Annotated in this window: 16 protein-coding genes; 5 read left to right on the top strand and 11 right to left on the bottom strand. The window is 62.6% G+C overall.

Annotated features, from left to right (window positions below; all coding sequences use genetic code 11):
- Nucleotides 1–14 precede the first annotated feature (14 nt).
- The 5 genes from RCH14_RS09540 to RCH14_RS09520 form a co-directional block, all read right to left on the bottom strand.
- The gene (locus RCH14_RS09540) at nt 15–1,478 is read right to left on the bottom strand and encodes a glutamate synthase subunit beta (protein WP_343025888.1); all 1,464 of its coding nucleotides are present in this window, start codon (nt 1,476–1,478) and stop codon (nt 15–17) included.
- A 32-nt stretch (nt 1,479–1,510) separates the two neighbouring features.
- Complete coding sequence (locus tag RCH14_RS09535) at nt 1,511–6,226, bottom strand: glutamate synthase-related protein (protein ID WP_343025887.1); 4,716 nt, start codon at nt 6,224–6,226, stop codon at nt 1,511–1,513.
- A gap of 251 nt (nt 6,227–6,477) precedes the next feature.
- Complete coding sequence (locus RCH14_RS09530; protein WP_343025886.1) at nt 6,478–7,188, bottom strand: transposase; 711 nt, start codon at nt 7,186–7,188, stop codon at nt 6,478–6,480.
- A 275-nt stretch (nt 7,189–7,463) separates the two neighbouring features.
- Nucleotides 7,464–8,144 carry a response regulator transcription factor gene (locus tag RCH14_RS09525; protein WP_343025885.1) on the bottom strand — a complete coding sequence of 227 codons (681 nt, stop codon included), beginning with the start codon at nt 8,142–8,144 and terminating at the stop codon, nt 7,464–7,466.
- 123 nt (nt 8,145–8,267) lie between these two features.
- On the bottom strand, nt 8,268–9,365 hold the full coding sequence (locus tag RCH14_RS09520; RefSeq protein ID WP_343025884.1) for a HAMP domain-containing sensor histidine kinase: 1,098 nt from the start codon (nt 9,363–9,365) through the stop codon (nt 8,268–8,270).
- Nucleotides 9,366–9,570: 205 nt separating this feature from the next.
- Here RCH14_RS09520 and RCH14_RS09515 point away from each other — a divergent pair, with 205 nt between their 5' ends.
- Nucleotides 9,571–9,819: a DUF3297 family protein gene (locus RCH14_RS09515; protein WP_343025883.1), complete on the top strand. Its 249-nt coding sequence runs from the start codon at nt 9,571–9,573 to the stop codon at nt 9,817–9,819.
- 99 nt (nt 9,820–9,918) lie between these two features.
- Here the strand turns inward: RCH14_RS09515 and RCH14_RS09510 are convergent, their stop codons facing one another.
- Nucleotides 9,919–13,032: a DEAD/DEAH box helicase gene (locus RCH14_RS09510; RefSeq protein WP_343025882.1), complete on the bottom strand. Its 3,114-nt coding sequence runs from the start codon at nt 13,030–13,032 to the stop codon at nt 9,919–9,921.
- Nucleotides 13,033–13,266: 234 nt separating this feature from the next.
- On the opposite strand from RCH14_RS09510, the gene RCH14_RS09505 reads away from it, so the two are divergent.
- Nucleotides 13,267–15,618, top strand: a complete 2,352-nt coding sequence (locus RCH14_RS09505; protein ID WP_343025881.1) for a Tex family protein — start codon at nt 13,267–13,269, stop codon at nt 15,616–15,618.
- Nucleotides 15,619–15,630: 12 nt separating this feature from the next.
- Here RCH14_RS09505 and RCH14_RS09500 read toward each other — a convergent pair whose 3' ends face one another.
- A complete protein-coding gene (locus RCH14_RS09500; RefSeq protein WP_343025880.1) occupies nt 15,631–15,915 on the bottom strand; it encodes a hypothetical protein in 285 nt (94 codons plus the stop codon).
- Between the two features lie 92 nt (nt 15,916–16,007).
- Nucleotides 16,008–16,313 (bottom strand): hypothetical protein, encoded by a 306-nt coding sequence (locus RCH14_RS09495; protein WP_343025879.1) that lies wholly within the window; start codon nt 16,311–16,313, stop codon nt 16,008–16,010.
- Nucleotides 16,314–16,439: 126 nt separating this feature from the next.
- Between RCH14_RS09495 and grxD the strand changes: the two genes are divergently transcribed.
- Together grxD and RCH14_RS09485 are read left to right on the top strand one after the other, a co-directional pair.
- Nucleotides 16,440–16,754, top strand: coding sequence for a Grx4 family monothiol glutaredoxin (gene grxD / locus RCH14_RS09490; protein WP_343025878.1), 315 nt, complete (start codon nt 16,440–16,442; stop codon nt 16,752–16,754).
- A 4-nt stretch (nt 16,755–16,758) separates the two neighbouring features.
- Nucleotides 16,759–17,361, top strand: coding sequence for a UbiX family flavin prenyltransferase (locus RCH14_RS09485; RefSeq protein ID WP_343025877.1), 603 nt, complete (start codon nt 16,759–16,761; stop codon nt 17,359–17,361).
- Nucleotides 17,362–17,395: 34 nt separating this feature from the next.
- Here the strand turns inward: RCH14_RS09485 and RCH14_RS09480 are convergent, their stop codons facing one another.
- The 3 genes from RCH14_RS09480 to RCH14_RS09470 form a co-directional block, all read right to left on the bottom strand.
- Nucleotides 17,396–17,569 carry a hypothetical protein gene (locus tag RCH14_RS09480; RefSeq protein ID WP_183555071.1) on the bottom strand — a complete coding sequence of 58 codons (174 nt, stop codon included), beginning with the start codon at nt 17,567–17,569 and terminating at the stop codon, nt 17,396–17,398.
- Between the two features lie 138 nt (nt 17,570–17,707).
- Nucleotides 17,708–18,121, bottom strand: a complete 414-nt coding sequence (locus RCH14_RS09475; RefSeq protein ID WP_343025876.1) for a hypothetical protein — start codon at nt 18,119–18,121, stop codon at nt 17,708–17,710.
- 262 nt (nt 18,122–18,383) lie between these two features.
- Nucleotides 18,384–19,448, bottom strand: a complete 1,065-nt coding sequence (locus RCH14_RS09470) for an MBL fold metallo-hydrolase (RefSeq protein ID WP_343025875.1) — start codon at nt 19,446–19,448, stop codon at nt 18,384–18,386.
- Between the two features lie 133 nt (nt 19,449–19,581).
- On the opposite strand from RCH14_RS09470, the gene RCH14_RS09465 reads away from it, so the two are divergent.
- Entirely contained in the window at nt 19,582–20,004 is a 423-nt protein-coding gene (locus tag RCH14_RS09465; RefSeq protein WP_343025874.1) for a MerR family DNA-binding transcriptional regulator, read from the top strand.
- Nucleotides 20,005–20,076: the final 72 nt, after the last annotated feature.

Raw genomic sequence — 20,076 nt, 5'->3', positions numbered from 1 at the left:
ATTGACCTCATGTTTTAGCGCGGCAAAACTGACGCGCCCATCAGGAACTCGTCGACCGCGCGTGCACATTGACGGCCTTCGCGGATCGCCCACACCACCAGCGACTGGCCACGCCGCATGTCGCCCGCCGTAAACACTTTCGGGTTCGACGTCTGGTAGGCCAGCTCGCCCTCGGTGGTGGCGCGCGCATTGCCGCGCGGGTCTTTTTGCACGCCGAAGGCATCCAGCACCTGCTGCACCGGCGAGACAAAGCCCATCGCCAGCAATACCAGATCGGCTTTCAGTTCGAATTCGGAATCCGGCACTTCTGTCATCTTGCCGTCCTTCCATTCGACGCGACAGGCGATCAGCTTGTCCACTTTGCCGCCCTTGCCTTCCAGGCGCTTGGTCGCCACTGCCCAGTCGCGCTCGCAGCCTTCTTCGTGCGACGACGAGGTGCGCATGCGCGTCGGCCAGTAGGGCCAGACCAGCGGCTTGTTTTCGTGTTCCGGTGGCTGTGGCAGCAGTTCGAATTGCGTCACCGACGCCGCGCCGTGACGGTTCGAGGTACCGACGCAGTCCGAGCCGGTATCACCGCCGCCGATGACGATCACGTGCTTGCCGGTGGCTTTCAGCTGGTCCTTCAGCTTGTCGCCGGCGTTGACGCGGTTTTGCTGCGGCAGGAAGTCCATCGCAAAGTGCACGCCCTTGAGCTGACGCCCTGGCACCGGCAGGTCGCGTGGCTGCTCGGCGCCGCCGGCCATGATCACGGCGTCGAATTCTTTTTCCAGGTCTTCCGGGAAGATGGTGTCGCGCGCCATATTGCTCACGCTCGCCGGGAAGTCCTTGCCAATCAGCACGCCAGTGCGGAACGTGACGCCTTCGGCCTGCATCTGTTCGACGCGACGGTCGATCAGGTCTTTTTCCATCTTGAAGTCGGGGATCCCGTAGCGCAGCAGGCCACCCAGGCGGTCGCTCTTTTCAAAGACCGTCACGTCGTGGCCGACGCGCGCCAGTTGCTGGGCCGCAGCCAGGCCGGCCGGACCCGAGCCGACGATGGCGACCTTGCGGCCGGTGCGCTGGCTCGGTGGCTGCGGCACCACCCAGCCATGCTCCCAGCCGGTGTCGATGATCTTGCGCTCGATCGACTTGATGCCGACCGGGTCGTCGTTGATCCCGAGCGTACAGGCCGACTCGCACGGCGCCGGGCAGATGCGGCCGGTGAACTCGGGGAAGTTGTTCGTCGAGTGCAGGTTCTCCAGCGCGTGGCGGTAATTGCCATGAAAGACCAGGTCGTTCCAGTCCGGGATGATGTTGTTGACCGGGCAGCCCGTATTACAGAACGGAATGCCGCAATCCATGCAGCGCGCGCCCTGGACCTTCGCCTGCGCGTCGGTCAGCGTGATGACGAATTCCTTGTAGTTCTTCAGACGCGCGACCGGTTCGAGATGATCCTCTTCCTGCCGTTCGAATTCCATGAAGCCGGTGATTTTGCCCACAATATTTTCCTTGGTCGTTGGTCCGCGGCTGCTTACGCGGCCTGATCGATCTTGTCGTTCGCTTCTTCCATGCTCGAGAAGTGCATCTCTTCGAGCGCGCGCTTGTAATCGGTCGGGAACACCTTGACGAACTTGCTGCGGCTGTTGGCCCAGTCGTCGAGCAGGTTGCGCGCGCGCGTGCTGCCGGTGTACTTGAAGTGGCGCTCGATCAGGCGGCGCAGGATCGCTTCGTCCGACTCGCGCTCGCTGGTGCGCGACTGGCTATGCCAGGCCGCCGGATCGCTCTGGTCCTTCGACGCCAGCACCCGCTCGAGATTGACCATCGTCGTGTTGCAGCGCGCTTCGAATTCGCCTTTCGGGTCGTACACGAAGGCCACACCGCCCGACATGCCGGCGGCGAAGTTGCGGCCGGTATCACCCAGCACCGCCACGGTCCCGCCGGTCATGTATTCGCAACCATGGTCGCCGCAACCTTCGACGACGGCCGTGGCGCCCGAATTACGCACCGCGAAGCGTTCGCCGGCCACGCCGTTGAAGAAAGCCTCGCCCGAAATCGCGCCATACAGCACGGTGTTACCGACGATGATGTTGTCTACTGCCCAGCCACGGAACTCGGTGTTCGGCCGCACGATGATGCGCCCGCCCGACAGGCCCTTGCCGACGTAATCATTGCCTTCGCCGACCAGGTCCATCGTGATGCCACCGGCCAGGAAGGCTGCGGCCGACTGGCCCGCCGTGCCTTGCAGCTGGATGTGGATCGTGTCGTCCGGCAGACCGGCGTGGCCGTAGCGCGTGGCGACTTCGCCTGAGAGCATGGCGCCGACGGTGCGGTTCAGGTTCTTGACCGGCGAGATGAACGAGACGCGCTCGCCTTTTTCAAGGGCCGCCTTGGCTTGCGCGATCAGCTTGTGATCGAGCGCTTTATCCAGGCCATGGTCCTGGCCTTCGGTGTGGAACAGCGCGCGCTGGCTCTCGACTTTCGGCTGGTAGAAGATGTTCGAGAAGTCCAGGCCCTGCGCCTTCCAGTGGCCGATTGCCTTCGATTTGTCGAGCAGGTCGGCGCGGCCAATCAGTTCGTCGTAGGTGCGAATGCCCAGCTGCGCCATGATCTGGCGGGCCTCTTCGGCCACGAAGAAGAAGTAGTTCACGACGTGTTCGGGCTTACCCTGGAATTTCGCGCGCAGCACCGGGTCTTGCGTGGCCACGCCCACCGGGCAGGTATTGAGGTGGCACTTGCGCATCATGATGCAACCTTCGACCACCAGCGGCGCGGTGGCAAAGCCCACTTCGTCGGCACCCAGCATCGCCGCGATGACGACGTCGCGGCCGGTGCGCATCTGCCCGTCCGCTTGCAGGCGGATGCGGCTGCGCAGGCCATTGAGCACCAGCGTTTGCTGGGTTTCGGCCAGGCCCAGCTCCCACGGGGTGCCGGCATGCTTGACCGACGACAGCGGCGAAGCACCCGTGCCGCCATCGTGGCCGGCCACGACGATGTGATCGGCCTTGGCTTTCGAGACGCCCGCAGCGACCGTGCCGATACCCACTTCCGAGACCAGCTTGACCGAGATCGAGGCGCGCGGGTTCACGTTTTTCAGGTCGTGGATCAGCTGGGCCAGATCTTCGATCGAATAGATGTCGTGGTGCGGCGGCGGCGAAATCAGGCCGACACCCGGCACCGAGAAGCGCAAGGACGCGATGTACTCGGACACCTTATGGCCCGGCAGCTGGCCGCCTTCGCCCGGCTTGGCGCCCTGCGCCATCTTGATCTGGATCTGATCGGCCGAGTTCAGGTATTCGGCCGTGACGCCAAAGCGCCCCGACGCCACCTGCTTGATTTTTGAACGCAGCGAGTCGCCGTCTTCGAGCGGGATGTCGACCACGACGCGGCCATCGCCCAGGCGCGAGGCCAGCGTCTCGCCCTTCTTGATCGCGATGCCCTTGAATTCGTTCATGTAGCGCGCCGGATCTTCGCCGCCCTCACCCGTATTGCTCTTGCCGCCGATGCGGTTCATCGCGATGGCCAGCGTAGCGTGGGCTTCGGTGCTGATCGAGCCGAGCGACATGGCGCCGGTGGCAAAGCGCTTGACGATGTCCTTGGCCGATTCGACTTCTTCGATCGGAATCGCCTTGTCGCGGTCGATCTTGAATTCGAACAGGCCGCGCAGCGTCAGGTGACGGCGCGTCTGGTCGTTGATCAGCTGCGCGTATTCTTTATAGGTCGAGAAGTTGTTGGCGCGCGTCGCATGCTGCAGCTTGGCGATCGTGTCGGGCGTCCACAGGTGGTCTTCGCCGCGCACGCGGAAGGCGTACTCGCCGCCGACGTCCAGCGCATTGGCCAGCACCGGATCGGCGCCAAAGGCCAGCGCGTGCAGGCGCAGCGCTTCTTCGGCCACTTCAAACAGGCCAATGCCTTCGATATTCGACGAGGTGCCCTTGAAATACTTGTCGACCAGCGACTTGTTCAGGCCTATGGCTTCGAAGATCTGCGCGCCGCAGTACGACATATAGGTGGAGATGCCCATCTTCGACATCACCTTCAGCAGGCCTTTACCGACAGCCTTGATGTAGTTGTAGCTGACCGTCTCGGCCGACAGTTCTTGCGGCAGGCCATGGGCCAGCTCGGCCAGCGTTTCGAGAGCCAGGTACGGGTGCACGGCTTCGGCACCGTAGCCGGCCAGCAGCGCAAAGTGGTGCGTCTCGCGCGCCGAACCGGTTTCGATCACGAGACCGGCGGAGGCGCGCAGCCCGCGTGCCACCAGGTGCTGGTGCACGCTGGAGGTGGCCAGCAGCGCGGGGATCGCAACCAGGTCGGGCGACATGCGGCGGTCGGACACGATCAGGATGTTGTGGCCCGACTTGACCGCATCGACCGCCTCGGCGCACAGCGAGGCCAGCGACGCTTCGATGCCCTCCTTGCCCCACGCGACCGGGTAGCAGATGTTCAGCTCATAAGCCTTGAACTTGCCGCCGGTGTGCTGGCCGATATTGCGCAGGCGCGCCATGTCGTCGAAGTTCAGGATCGGCTGCGCGACTTCGAGGCGCATCGGCGGGTTGACGTTGTTGGTGTCGAGGATGTTCGGCTTGGGGCCGATGAACGAGACCAGCGACATGACCATGCTTTCGCGGATCGGATCGATCGGCGGATTGGTCACCTGCGCGAACAGCTGCTTGAAGTAGTTATACAGCGGCTTGAGTTTGTTGGACGTGACGGCCAGTGGCGAGTCGTTGCCCATCGAGCCGGTGGCTTCTTCGCCCAGCACCGCCATCGGCGCCATCAGGAACTTCAGGTCTTCCTGCGTGTAGCCGAATGCCTGCTGGCGGTCGAGCAGCGTGAGCGCCGGTTTTTCGCCCTGCGCATCGGTCGGGCGGCCGGCGGCCAGCTGCGATTCGGTCAGCTTGATTTCACCCAGCTTGATGCGCACCGACTTGATCCAGGCCTTGTACGGCTTGGCGTTGGCGTAGGTGTCCTTCAGTTCCTTGTCGTCGATGATGCGGCCCGCTTCGAGGTCGATCAGGAACATCTTGCCCGGCTGGAGGCGCCACTTCTTGACGATGCGCGACTCGGGAATCGGCAGCACGCCCGATTCGGACGCCATGACGACCAGGTCGTCCTCCGTGATGACGTAGCGCGCCGGGCGCAGGCCATTGCGGTCGAGCGTACCGCCGATATGGCGGCCATCGGTGAAGGCCATCGCGGCCGGGCCGTCCCACGGCTCCATCATCGCGGCGTGGTATTCATAGAAGGCGCGGCGGTTGTCGTCCATCGAAGCGTGGTTTTCCCAGGCTTCCGGGATCATCATCATCATCGCCTGGGCGATCGGGTAGCCGGCCATGATCAACAGTTCGAGCGCGTTGTCGAAGCAGGCGGTGTCGGACTGGCCTTCATAGATCAGCGGGAACAGCTTGTTCAGGTCGTCGCCCAGCACGGCCGACTTGAGGATGCCTTCGCGCGCGCGGGTCCAGTTGAAGTTGCCCTTGACGGTATTGATCTCGCCGTTGTGGGCGATCAGGCGGTACGGGTGGGCCAGTGGCCACTCGGGGAAGGTATTGGTCGAGAAGCGCTGGTGGACCAGTGCCAGGGCCGAGATGCAGCGTGGATCCTGCAGATCCTTGTAGAACACGCCCACCTGGTCGGCCAGCAGCAAACCCTTGTAGACGACGGTGCGCGCCGACATCGACGGCACGAAGAACTCCTTGCCGTGCAACAGTTTGAGGGCCTGGATCGCGTGGCCGGACGATTTGCGGATCACGTACAGCTTACGCTCGAGTGCATCGGTGACCATGATGTCCGGGCCGCGGCCGATGAAGATCTGGCGAATCACCGGCTCCTTGGCGCGCACGAACGGCGACATCGGCATCGTCGCATCGACCGGCACGTTGCGCCAGCCCAGAACGACCTGGCCTTCGATGCGCACGGCGCGCTCGATCTCCTGCTCGCACGCAATGCGCGATGCATGCTCTTTCGGCAAGAAGACCATGCCGACGCCGTACTCGCCTGGTGGCGGCAACTCGACGCCCTGGCGCGCCATCTCGTCGCGGTAATACTGGTCCGGAATCTGGATCAGAATCCCCGCCCCGTCGCCCATCAGCGCATCGGCGCCCACGGCGCCCCGGTGGTCGAGGTTCTTCAGAATCAACAGACCCTGTTCAACAATCGAATGACTCTTGTTGCCCTTGATATGGGCGATGAAGCCAACACCGCAAGCATCGTGTTCATTGGCGGGATCATACAAACCTTGGGCAATCATGCGACGTTCTCCACAACTTTACGGGATCGAATGCCGAGAATAGTGCAATGCAAAATCCCCCGTCAACCTCAATAATTAGGGTCAGAGTCGAATTGTTTGACAACTTTTCAGGAAACTCGATAATTGGGGACAGAGTCGTTACGGTCTTTGGACAGGCTTTCCGCTAGCGGTTAAGCTATTGATTCCAAATAGATTTTTGCAATAAAAAACGGCACGAATAACCGTGCCGTTGTGTCGGGAATTGCTTTTTTTTAAGCTTGCGAGAGCGGCGGAAGGGGCAAATTAAAAGGGCGACCACGCTTGGCTGGCAAGATCTGGCGTTGTGTTTTTTGCTCCAGCTGACTCTTGAAGGTGTCCGAACCCAGCGGCTTGTTTCTCAGAATCGAGGTGGTGATGAAATCAACCTCTTCGGAGGACAAACCTTGCTGAACCATGTCCATGTACGCCGCCTCGCGCTGGAATGGGGTATTGCCCAGGGCCCAGAACAGGCTGTGGTCGCTGACCAACGTATCGAGGCGCGCCCCGGCATGATGGGCATAGCTCGACCACGCATAATCGCCCGGCCCGACAGCCAACTGCGCACGCACCGGATTGAGTTCGATGTAGCGGCTGCAGGTCATGAAATACCGGTCCGAGTCGATCAGTGACGTGCGGAATCGGCCCTCAAACAAGCCGCCGCTGCGCTCATACTTGTGGTTAAACCAGGGAACATAGAGTCGGCCAACCTTTTGCATCATCAGCGCCAGGCCGGTGGCGTCACTTGGTGTTGCCAGCAAGTGAACATGGTTTGGCATCAAGACATAGGCATGGATTGCCACGTCATAAAACCGCGCGCCCTCCTTGAGCCAGACGAGAAATCGCTGGTAATCCGCCTCGTCCCTGTAAATGATCTGGCGGTTATTGCCGCGTTGGATGACGTGATGCGGTTGCTCGGGAACGATGAGTCGAGGTTGGCGTGCCATGGCGTCGGATGTGCATGAGGAGCCAGAATTCTACAATGGAAAATGACTCTGTCCCTAATTAAACGCAAGAGATCGCAAAAACCGTCTGACTCTGTCCCCAATTATTCAGGATGGGACCCATGCGCAATTTATGCCACGACTTTTTACGTGAATATGGATCATCCAACCAAGTTCCCAAAGAAAATTGGCCAATAATTCTACTCTGACCCTAATTGTCTGAGTGGAAATTGGCCAATAATTCTACTCTGACCCTCATTGTTGGAGGGCAGAGGTGGTCAGGAGAGGGTGAAGCCGGCGGAGAGGCTGTAGCCTTCGCCGTAGGCGCTGCGCAGGGGGAGGTCCTGGCCGAGGCCGGTGCGGGCTTTTTTGCGCAGGCGGTAGACCAGCATGTCGACGCGGCGGCTGGCGTCGGGGTCGTCGCCACCCATGCCGGCGACGATCACGTGGCGCGGTACCGGGCGCGTGTTGATCGTCAGGAGGTGCAGGAAATTGCATTCTTTTTCGGTCAGGTCGACGACCTTGCCCATCAGCTCGAGCTGGCGCGCGCTCACGCGCAGCATCCACTTGCTGGGGGCCGGCGCCGGGTCTTGCGGGCGCACCCGGCGGTCCAATGCCTCGATGTGGGCGGCCAGTTCCGGGAACTTGATCGGCTTGGTCAGATAATGGTCGGCGCCCAGGCGCAAACCCAGGATGCGGTGGTCAAAGGCCACCCGGCCCGTGAGTACCAGCAACCCGATTTCCGGGTACAGCTGGCGCATGCGCGGGATGACATTAAAGCCATCTTCGTCTGGCAGCCCGAGGTCGAGCACCACGACCGCAGCCGGCGTGCGCGTCAGCGCCGCCCACATTTCACTGGCGGTCCTGGCGATCGTGACATCATGGTCCAGCTCCTTCAGGAACTCGGCCATGTCGTCGGCGTATTCGCCATTGTCTTCAACAATCAGTATCTGCGTCATGCCCTTGCCATATTAGTCACCTGCCCGTCGTTGATACCGATGGTAGCGTTATCCTCGCCGAAGCGCGGTCCCGATTATCACTGCTGAGGCTACCTGAAGCAAGGAGTTATTCCTCTATAACCTCTATAAGACCAGCGCCGGCATCCAGAGACGGAACTCGGCGCCGGCGCCCTGCTGCCCCGGCGCGAGGCTCAGCACGCCGCCGTGGACTTCGATGATCGAGCGCGCCATATACAGCCCCAGGCCACTGCCTGGCAGACCGGCGGCGTTACGGCCGCGGTACCCCTTGTCGAAGACCCGGGATGCGTCGTCTGGTGGCACGCCCGCGCCGCCATCGAGTACGGCGATCTCGACGCCACCGCCGCTGCGCCGCACGCGCACAGTGACGTCGGCGGTGGGCGGCGAAAACGCCAGCGCATTGTCGATCATGACCTTCAGCGCCAGCCGCAAGCCTTCCGGTTCGCCGCGCAGGATCGAGGCGACATCGTCGAGCTGCAGCACGGCTGCGCGCCCGGCCGCGCGGATCTGCGCAGCGCCCGTCTCGACCAGTTCGCCGACCGTGATGGTGTTGGGCTGGCGGGTGCGACCGAGCGTGGCCATGCGATCCGGCGACAGGTATTCGTCGAGCATCCCGATCAGGCGGTCGACTGCGGCGCCGATCTTGCGATAACGGGCGCGCACCGATTCTTCGGCATGGCTGGATGTCGCTTCCAGCCGCTGGATCGCGCCATCGATCGTTGCCAGCGGCGTACGGAACTCGTGATTGAGCATGCTGGCAAACCGTTTGTGTTCGCTCTCATGGCCGCGCCGCACCGACAGGTCGCGCAGCAGGCCAACCAGCACCGTTGCGTCATCGACCGGCACGATGGCCAGGGCTTCCAGCGCCAGCGGGCGGCGCTCGACATCGAACAGATCGAATTCGCGCCGGTTGCGCATCCCCGGCGTGCCGGCTGCCGTAGTGCGCAGCCACGCGGCCAGCGGCGCCAGCGGCGAGGCGCTGTCACCATCGAGCGCGCCCTGCAGTGTGGCGGCGTCGTAGCCGCTGAGGGCCGCAAACGCCGGACTCAGATAGCGCACGCTTCCAGCCGGCAGCGCAATGGCAAAGGCCATGTCGTCTCCCAGTTCGGCAATCGTGCGCAGCTGCCGGCCGGTCAGCATCTCGGCATCGCCAGCAAAGACCGGGATGGCAGGCACGGTAGCGGCTATCGGACTGGACTTCATTGGACCTCTTTCCTCACCAACAGTTACGGGCAATGTATCGACCAGCTAGTATATCGCGACCGTCACATGCTTGTGACATATTGCTTTGCAAAATGCAAAATATGATTTCAATAAGGAATGAAAGCAGCCACCACAGCGTGGAATGCATTTGGCAAACGAAACAATTGCGCCACACCGGCAGGGTTTGGGCGATAATTTCACTACCATGAACGATACCGCTACCCGCCCCCCGCTCCCAGACCGGCTCTCGATCGATCCGAGCAGCCCATTTCACAACCGTGACGTCTTCCAGCACGACGTCGGCATTCGCTTCAACGACAAGGATCGCACCGACGTCGAAGAGTACTGCATCAGCGAAAGCTGGATCAAAGTCGCCGCCGGCAAGACCCTCGACCGCAAAGGCCGCCCGATGCTGATCAAGCTGAAAGGCAAAGTCGAAGCGTATTACGCATAAACCTTTGGTCGATATAACAATGGCGGGCTCGCGAGCCCGCCATTTCTCTATCTATACCAGCGCGAGCTTGCGCTATGCTGACTGAGCCGCCCTGGCCAATTACTCGGTCAGCGGCGCAAAGATCGCCTGCAGATCTTCCTGCGTCAACGCCATCTTCTGCGACTCGCCTTCGGACAGGATCGAGTGCGCCAGCTCCGACTTCTTCTGCTGCAGCAGCTGGATCTTTTCTTCCAGCGTACCCTTGGCAATCAGCTTGTAGACGAACACCGGCTTGTCCTGTCCGATGCGCCAGGCGCGGTCGGTCGCCTGATTTTCGGCCGCCGGATTCCACCACGGGTCGTAGTGGATCACGGTGTCGGCCGCCGTCAGATTCAACCCGACGCCGCCCGCTTTCAGGCTGATCAGGAAGATCGGCACCGCGCCCTGCTGGAATGCCGCCACCTGCGCCGGGCGATCGCGCGTTTCGCCGGTGAGCAGCGCATACGGGATCTTGCGCAGCGTGAGTTCTTCTTCGATCAGCGCCAGCATGCTGGTGAACTGGGAGAACACGAGGATCTTGCGGCCTTCGCCCAGCAAGTCTTCGACCATCTGCATCAGGTCGACCAGCTTGGCCGATACCGCCGCCGTGTTTTTCTTCGAGGGCATCGACTTGACCAGGCGCGGATCGCAGCACACCTGGCGCAGCTTGAGCAGCGCCTCCAGGATCACGATCTGGCTGCGCGCCACGCCCTTGCGGTCGATCTCGTCGCGCACCTTCTTGTCCATCGCCAGGCGCACCGTTTCGTACAGGTCGCGCTGCGGGCCGGACAGCTCGATGCGGCGCACCATCTCGGTCTTTTGCGGCAGCTCTTTGGCCACATTGTCCTTCGTGCGGCGCAGCAGGAACGGCCGGATGCGGCGATTGAGCAGCGTGCGGCGTACCGGATCGTCCTGACGCTCGATCGGATGACGGAACTGGGTGTTGAATGTCTTTTCGTCGCCCAGCAACCCCGGGATCAGGAAGTGGAACTGCGACCACAGCTCGCCCAGATGATTCTCGAGCGGCGTGCCCGACAGGCACAGGCGGTGGCTGGCGTCGAGCGAGCCGGCCGTCTGCGCTGCCTTGGAACGGGTGTTCTTGATGTAGTGCGATTCGTCCAGGATCACCAGGTGATAGTGGTGCTTGCGCAGTTCTTCTTCGTCGCGCGGCAGCAGCGCGTAGGTGGTCAGCACGATGTCGGCACCGTCGATCTGGTCGAACGACTCCATGCGCTCCTTGCCCTGCAACAGCAGCACTTTCAGGCTCGGGACAAAGCGCGCTGCTTCGTCGAACCAGTTGGCCATCAGGCTCGTTGGCGCGATCACCAGCGCCGGACTGGTCAAACGGCCCGCTTCTTTTTCGATCAGGATGTGCGCCAGCGTCTGCACCGTCTTGCCAAGACCCATGTCGTCGGCCAGGATGCCGCCAAGGTCATATTCGCGCAGGAACTGCATCCACGCCAGGCCATCGAGCTGGTAGTCGCGCAAGGTGGCCTGCAGGCCCGCAGGCGCCTCGACTTTTTTTACCGCGCCGAACTGGCTCAGTTTGCGGCCGGTCTCGCGCAGGCGCTCGCCGCCCGTCCATTGCAGCTCGACGCCGCGCGCCAGTTCTTCGAGCCGCGCCGCGTCGAGCGTCGACAGGCGCAGGCGCGCCTTGATCTTGTCATTGAAATACAGCTCGCCCAGCGTGGCGAGGATGGGCTTGAGGCGGCCCCACGGCAGCGCCACGCGCTCGCCATCGGGCAGCACGGCCAGCATCTGGTCGGACTCGGTGTGCGCAGCCAGCACGCTCGGATCGAATTCGAGCGGCGCGCTGCGAATCAGCTGCACCAATACCGGCAGCAGCGGCACGCGCTTCTTGGCCACCACGATGCCCAGCTCCAGTTCGAACCAGGCATTGCCGGCCTCGAGCGGTTCGTCGATGTCGGCATACCAGTCTTCGACCGGCACCACGTCGTAGCGGTACTTGCCCGATTTTTGCAGGTGCCAGCCGGCGTCGGACAGTGCGTCGACCGAGTGCTCGGCAAAGCGCAGCCAGTGCGCCTGACTCTCGAGCTGCAACGCGCCGGCCATCACGTTGAGCGGCGCCGTGGCCGGCTTGCGAAAACCGATCTCACCCAGCTTGTCGAGCGCGTCGCTTTCGAGTTTCGGATCGCGCTCGATGATTTCGGTGAGGTCGCCCACCTGGCGCACGACGCGCTGCGATGGGTCGAACGACACGCGCTGGCCGTCGTAATCGAAGGCCAGCACGGCGAAGTCCTGCCAGCGCGCGGCGCTGCCGTCAGCCAGCTGCACTGCATCGAGCAGCAGGTGCGGAATCGGTTTGACGTCATTGCGCAGGCGCTGCGTGAGCGGCTGCGGCAACGGCATCAGTTGCTGCAGGCCGTGCGCGAGCAGCAGTTGCGAGACGCGTTTTTTATCGGTGCCGGTGAGCGTCGGTGCCTGCGCCACGAGCGCCTGCAGTTCGGCCAGCGAGATGTCGATGCCGCCGCGATTGAGCTCAAGCGGCCCGCATGACAGATTGTCGATGTACCACGGCGGATCGGTCGGCAGCATGTAGTCGATCTGGTCGGCGGCGCTGTGCACGGCCGCGCCGCCCACGGGTTCAACCGACCAGCCGAGTTTTACGACGCGGCCTTCGTCGCGCCAGGCCAGGCTGGCCAGGCGGGTCGGGCCGCACTGCAGCGGGTAGACCAGGCCGCCGGCCATGTCGGCCCACGAGTTCGCCCATAGCAGCTTGCCCTGTTCGAGCAGCATCTGCAGCAGGATCGCGCCGACCTTGCCTTTCGGTTCGGTGGCGCTGGTGCCTTGCGCCGACCCGCTGCGCATCGCGATGAAAAAGCGCACCAGGTCGATATCGTCGCCTTCGAGATACGCCGGCGGCGCCGACAACAACGAAAAAACTTCGCTCACGGGACTGGCCGCGGCCACGTCGCCGTTTGGCCGAAGGCGCGCCTTGCACAGGCACAGCGCCACATGACGCCCGCCGCTGGTGGGCGCCATCACGTAGACGAACTTGTACTGCGCAGCCTTGGGGTCGACCACTTCATCGGTCAGCTTCGGTTGCGGATGCGCCGCTGCTTCGACCCGCTGCAACCAGCTCACGACCGGCGCCGGCAAGGCCGGAGAACGTGCGGGCGTGCGGGCTGCGGGTGCGTCGCTGGCTTTGTCGCGAAGATAATCGACTGTTGTCATTGGGTCTCGTGGCAGGGTATTAAAAACGGCAATAACGACTATTATCTCGCATACGAACACTTCCGATTTGTTCGTAATCGCACCTTGCCTGCAAATGGTGCGCGCGCGCAACGCGCGTGTCTGCAGTCAACCGACTGTTCTCTCATGTTCGTGTGGCCCTGTCAAGACTGGCGTATCGGCATTGTTTGCGTATCATTGGCCGCTTGGTCCACGATCCGTGCTTCACCACTGCCTATGCTGCCATCCATCGAACAACGCCTTGCCAAAGAACTCGCCGCCAGGCCAGCCCAGGTGGCTGCCGCCATCGCCCTGCTGGATGAAGGGGCCACCGTGCCCTTCATCGCGCGCTATCGCAAGGAAGCCACCGGCGGCCTGGACGACATCCAGCTGCGCCTTCTGGAAGAACGCCTGCGCTACCTGCGTGAGCTGGAAGACCGGCGCGCATCGATCATCGCGTCGATCACGGAGCAGAACAAGATGACGCCGGCGCTGCTGGAATCGATCGCGCTGGCCGAAGACAAGACGCGTCTTGAAGACCTGTACCTGCCGTACAAGCAGAAGCGCCGCACGAAGGCCCAGATCGCCATCGAGGCGGGGCTGGCGCCGCTGGCCGACAGCCTGCTGACCGACCCGCAGCAGGATCCCGAGGCCATCGCCAAGGGTTATCTGCGCGAGGCGTTTACCAACGCCGACGGCGGCGCCAACCCCGGCGTGGCCGACACCAAAGCAGCGCTCGATGGCGCGCGCCAGATCCTGATGGAGCGTTTTGCCGAAGACGCCGCGCTGCTGCAGACGCTGCGCGAGTACGTGCAGGAACACGGCATCGTCGAATCGAAGGTCGTCACCGGGAAAGAAGACGAAGGCGAAAAATTCGCCGACTATTTCGACTACAACGAGCCATTGGCCGCGGTGCCGTCGCACCGCGCGCTGGCACTGCTCCGCGGTCGCCGCGAAGGCATGCTGGACGTGTCGCTACGCCTGGATTCCGAGCCCGAAAAACCGAAGTGGGACGCACCGCTCAATCCGTGCGAAGGCCGCATCGCGGCGCGCTTCGGCATCAAGGCGCAGGGCCGCCCGGCCGACAAATGGCTGCTCGATACGGCGCGCTGGACCTGGCGCGTGAAGAGCTTCATGCATCTGGATACCGAATTGATGGGCGCCTTGCGCGACAAGGCCGAACTCGATGCGATCGGCGTCTTCGCACGCAACCTGAAGGCCCTGCTGCTGGCCGCGCCGGCGGGCCCGCGCGCGACGATGGGCCTGGACCCTGGCCTGCGCACCGGCGTGAAGGTCGCGGTGGTCGACGCCACCGGCAAGGTGGTCGATACCGCCACGGTCTATCCGCACCAGCCGCGCAATGACTGGGACGGCGCGCTGCACACGCTTGGCCTGCTCGCGGCGAAACACAATGTGTCGCTGGTCTCGATCGGCAACGGCACCGGCTCGCGCGAGACCGACAAGCTGGCGCAGGATCTGATCAAGCAGCAGCCCGAGCTGAAGCTGACGAAAATCGTCGTCTCGGAAGCCGGCGCGTCGGTCTATTCGGCGTCCGAATTCGCCTCGCGCGAATTGCCCGACATGGACGTGTCGCTGCGCGGCGCGGTCTCGATTGCGCGCCGCCTGCAGGACCCGCTGGCCGAACTGGTCAAGATCGATCCGAAATCGATCGGCGTGGGCCAGTACCAGCACGACGTCTCGCAAAGCCAGCTGGCGCGCTCGCTCGACGCGGTGGTCGAGGATTGCGTGAACGCGGTCGGCGTGGACGTCAATACCGCATCGGCGCCGCTGCTGGCGCGCGTATCCGGCCTGTCGTCCACGGTCGCGCAGGGCATCGTCGCGTATCGCGACACGCATGGTGCATTCGCCTCGCGCGCGGCGCTCAAAAAAGTCCCGCGCCTGGGCGACAAGACGTTCGAGCAGGCGGCGGGCTTCCTGCGCGTGATGAACGGCGCCAACCCGCTGGACGCGTCGGCCGTGCACCCTGAGTCGTACCCGCTCGTCGAAAAGATCCTGCTCGACGTGCGGCGCGACATGAAAGCCGTGATCGGCGACGGCGCCCTGATCAAGAGCCTGAATCCGGCGAGGTACGCGGACGACAAGTTCGGCGTGCCGACCATCACCGACATCCTGAAGGAGCTCGAAAAGCCGGGCCGCGATCCACGGCCCGAATTCACCACGGCGACCTTCAAGGATGGCGTGGAGCAGATCTCGGACCTGCGTCCGGACATGATCCTGGAAGGCGTGGTCACCAACGTCGCCGCCTTCGGCGCATTCGTCGACATCGGCGTGCACCAGGACGGCTTGGTGCACATCTCGGCGCTGTCGAACACGTTCGTCAAAGACCCGCACACGGTCGTCAAGGCCGGCCAGGTGGTGAAGGTCAAGGTGCTGGAAGTGGACCCGAAGCGCAAGCGCATCGCGCTGACGATGCGCCTGACGGACAGCGCGCCGCAACCGGGCGCGCAACCTGCGCAGCGCCCCGACCGCAACGACGCCAAACGCGTGCAGCAGCACCAGCGCCAGGAACGCACGGCGGCGCCGGCCGGCGGCGCGATGGCCGATGCGTTTGCCAAGCTGCGCAAATAGGCGGCGCAGGCCTTAACTGTGCTTGATCAGGATACCGATCAGGTACACACCCAGGCAGCCAAACCCGATCAGCAGCATCTTGTGCTGCGGGATCGCCGGCGCGCCCGTCTTCTTGATGTAGAGCGCATCGCGCACCAGCAGCAGCGCGTAGACCAGCGCCGCGATGCCGGACAGGATGTCGCCGGGGCTCGGGCGCGTGAACCCCGTATAGATATTCAGGATGCCGGGAATGCCCAGCAGGGCGGCGATCACGAGGTTCGCGTTCGGCGATGGTACGCGGCGGCGGGGTTGCTGCATCGGGTGCTCCGGTGGATGGTGACAAACGGCGCGATCATACCGCAATGCCGGGCGCAGGCACTGAGGCAGGCACTGACACAGCGGCTAGGGGCTCAGGCGAACAGGGTCGTGTTGCGCAGCACCAGCTTGATCAGGAAGCATCCGGCGAAGGCGCCGAAGCAGATGAAGCCGATCAGCGTGACGCGCGGCGACGTCAGGAGTGCGAGCCGGCCGGCGCGCCGCTGCAGCGCGCACCAGGCCAGAAACAGCGCCATCATCAAAGGGCCGACCTGGACGAAGATATCGACCGCGCGGCCACCCCGCAATGCATTGGCGCCGTCATACAGCGCCGGCAAGCCCAGCAGCGCTGCAAAAACCCACAGGGCCGCAATGGGCAAGGTAGCGAACGTATTCTTCATCGTGTTTTCCGTCATCTTGAAGCGGGGCATGATACGGCAGCGTCGTCATGGTCACCGATGCCGTCAACGACGAATTCTTATAGAATGGCGCCATCTACCCATTCCTCTCCAAAAGGCACACATCAAATGAGCGACGTTCAAACCTGGATCAAAGACACCGTGACCTCGACCCCGGTCGTGCTGTTCATGAAAGGCACCGCGCAGTTCCCACAGTGCGGCTTCTCCGGCCGTGCCATCCAGCTGCTGAAAGCGTGCGGCGTCGACAACGTCGCCACCGTCAATGTGCTGGACGATGCTGAAGTGCGTCAGGGTATCAAGGACTTCTCGAACTGGCCAACCGTGCCGCAGCTGTACGTGAACGGCGAGTTCATCGGCGGCACCGACATCATGAACGAGATGTACGAATCCGGCGAACTGCAGACCCTGCTGAAAAACGGCTGATTGCATGGCTGAGCGCCCACGCAGGATTGTCGTCGCCCTCACTGGCGCGACCGGCGCAACCTATGGCGTGCAGCTGCTCAAGCGGCTGCACGCAACGCCTGGCATCGAAAGTCACCTGATCATTTCCGACGCCGCCACCCTGACCCTGCACCAGGAACTCGGCCTGCAGCGACGGGACGTCGAAGCGCTGGCCCACGTCGTGCATCGCAACCGCGATATTGGTGCATCGATCGCCAGCGGGTCGTATCAGGTTGACGGCATGGTCGTCGCGCCCTGCTCGATGAAGACACTGGCCGCCGTGGCCCACGGTTTCGCGGACAACCTCGTCACGCGTGCTGCCGACGTGATCCTGAAGGAACGCCGGCGCCTGGTGCTGATGGTGCGCGAAACCCCGTTCAACCTGGCCCACTTGCGCAATATGACGGCGGTGACCGAAATGGGCGGCATCATCTTTCCGCCATTGCCGAGCTTTTACCACCGGCCTGCGACGATCGCGGACATGGTCGAACACACGGTAGACCGTGTCGTGGACCTGCTGGGGATAGAAAATAGTCAGGCCGCGCGCTGGGGCGGCATGAAGGGTGAACAGAACGACCGGGCAGAATGAACCGCCATGCCGGCTTGCGCCGGCATGGGTTATTTCAGCGTTTGTCGTCGTAACGGTTATCTTCCGACTTTTTCAAGTCACGCGCTTCTTCGAGCATTCGCCGCCGGGCGTTGCGTTCTCGCATCAGCTCAGCATGACGCGCTGCCGTCATTGGCGGCACCGTCATCAAATCCTTGAGCTGGGCGGTATTGGCGTAGTTGTTTCGCATGCGTCAGCTGCTCCTGGTCAACCTGAATCGGTGGCGGAAACCGCTGCCACCTGATCAGATTATGGACCAGACCAGCCCATTTGTACCGTTCTGCACAACAAAAGTGCAAACCAGCAATAACGCTACTGCGATGGCGGTTTACTTCGCTTCCGGCTTCGTGTGATTCACACGCACCAGCATGCGAATGAATTCGCGCGCCAGCTGGCGATGGTGTTCATCGAGGCGCTGCAGGTCGGCGATCAACTTGACGTCGGCCGATTCGAAGCGTGCGCTGGCAGCACCGGCGTCGCCGGCAGCCTGCTCGGCGCCGCCAAAACGCAACCAGTCGGCAGGCACGCCCAGCCACTGGGCGATCATGCGCAATTTTTCCTGGGTTGGAATGGCTTCGCCCACCAGCCACTTGCGGGCGGCATGAACCGTGATCGGGCGACCTTCAAAGCGGATATTAAATTCTCGCGCCAGACGCGTGGGGCTGTCCGGGGAGTAGTGAGCGTTCTTCAGGGCATGCTGGAGGCGTTCGCTAAAGCTCTCCCGTTCGTTGGTTGAATTCATTGCGGTACTTGTTGTTGGATAGAGGAAGGTTCTTCCAGACGAGAAACCTCATCTTTACACTATACAACTAATAAGTAACAAAGATGTGGTTTTTTAATAGTTTTACACGCAATTTACCTTATTCCCAACAGCAATTTTCACAAGAACAGTTGGTAGTTAAAGTTGGCTTATAGAGCATGCAGCAACTACGTATCATTAATTAGAACAGTTCAAGAGAATGCCTGTCCTGTTCAATATGTATCCGGTGGTGACATATCCGGTGTTAATTTCGCGTGAAAACTAACACGCCATCGGCATTTGTCACACGGGTCAATTGACCGTCATACCAAAGCTTGTGCAGATGCGCGAGCGCCTCGCCGAGTGCGAAACTGAGCTGGTGCGCATCGAGCGGCCGCCGGAACATGATGGGCACGATATCGGTTGCCGACTGGGGGACAGCGCAGGCAGCGAGCACCTCGGCCAGCCGGTCGACATGGTGCTCGCGCAACTGCCGGATGCGCGTGTGCAGCCCGCGAAACGGCTTGCCGTGGGACGGCAGCACCAATACGTCGTCGGGCAGGTCGGCGAACTTGCCGAGCGAGTCCAGATACAGTTGCAGCGGGTTGCCATCAGGCTCCACGGCAAACACGGACACGTTCGTCGAAATGCGCGGCAAGACCATGTCGCCCGACACCAGGATGTTCCGGTGCGCGCAGTACAGCGAGGCGTGTTCGGGCGAGTGACCAAAGCCGGTGATCACGCGCCACAATTGACCGCCAATTGTGACATCTTGCTTGTCCTGCAACCGGGTATAGGCCAGCGGCACGGTCGGCACCAGTGACGGATAGTAATTGCGGCGGCTGCCCATCTGGTCCAGCATCGCCGCGTCGCGCAAGCCGTGGCGCTCGAAATGCGGGATGGCCGACGGGCCGTCCACGCCCGGCAGCGCGGCCGCCATCATGCGCATGAAGCCGAATTCACCCGTCGTGGTCCAGAACGGCGCGCCGAAACGCTCGCATAGCCAGCCAGCCAGTCCGACGTGATCGGGGTGGCAGTGGGTGGCGATGACCCGTACCAGCGCTTGTCCGTCCAGTCCAGTGGCCAGCAGCTGTTCCCAGCCGGCGCGGGTTGCGTCGGTCCCGGCGCCGGTATCGATCACGCTCCACCCGGCGCGCATCGCCCCATCCTGCTCCACGTCGTCGCGCAGCAGCCACAGATTGACGTGGTCCAGCGCAAATGGCAGCGGCATGCGGGCCCAGTACAGGCCCGGTACGATCTCGGTAACGGCCCCCGGTAACGGGATCGTGTCGCCGAACGCATACGACAGCTGGGATTCAAGCGCATTCATGCAAATCTTTCCTTTTCTGGCACAACGGCGGGCGCGCTACAATACGACGCAACGGCAATTTACGTTAACGGAAGTTACTGCTTGTTTCGATTTTACGCGATTTTTGGTTGTTTCCCAACTGCTACAAAACCTCATGCCAACTACCTACACCATCGCCGAACTGGCGCGCGAATTCGACATCACTGCTCGGGCCATCCGTTTCTATGAAGACCAGGGACTGCTCAGTCCGAAACGCGAAGGCGTGGGCGGCCGCAACCGTGTCTATACGCCGCGCGACCGCACGCGCCTGAAACTGACGCTGCGCGGCAAGCGCCTGGGTTTGACGCTATCCGAGATCAAGAGCATCGTCGACATGTACGAGTCGCCCAAAGACACGCAGGCACAAATCGACCGCTTCCTCGCCGTGCTGGGCCAGCAGCGCGTAACACTCGAGCAGCAGCGCGCCGACATCGAGATGGCGCTGGAAGAAATCGTCGCCCATGAAGACGAATGCCGTCGCCTGCTGGGCGGCAATCACGGCACCCGCGAGGCCAACGCAGGCCGCGACGCCGCCTGAGTCGCCGGGCGCGCACATCGAACCGGCGCGGCCACGATTTTTCCGCGCCTTATTTTTGCCCGCTGTTTGACG

The organism is Massilia sp. MP_M2, assembly GCF_039123635.1.
Lineage (GTDB): Bacteria > Pseudomonadota > Gammaproteobacteria > Burkholderiales > Burkholderiaceae_D > Telluria.
The sequence above is the reverse complement of the archived record's forward strand: the minus strand, read 5'-3'. Positions and strand labels throughout refer to the sequence as shown.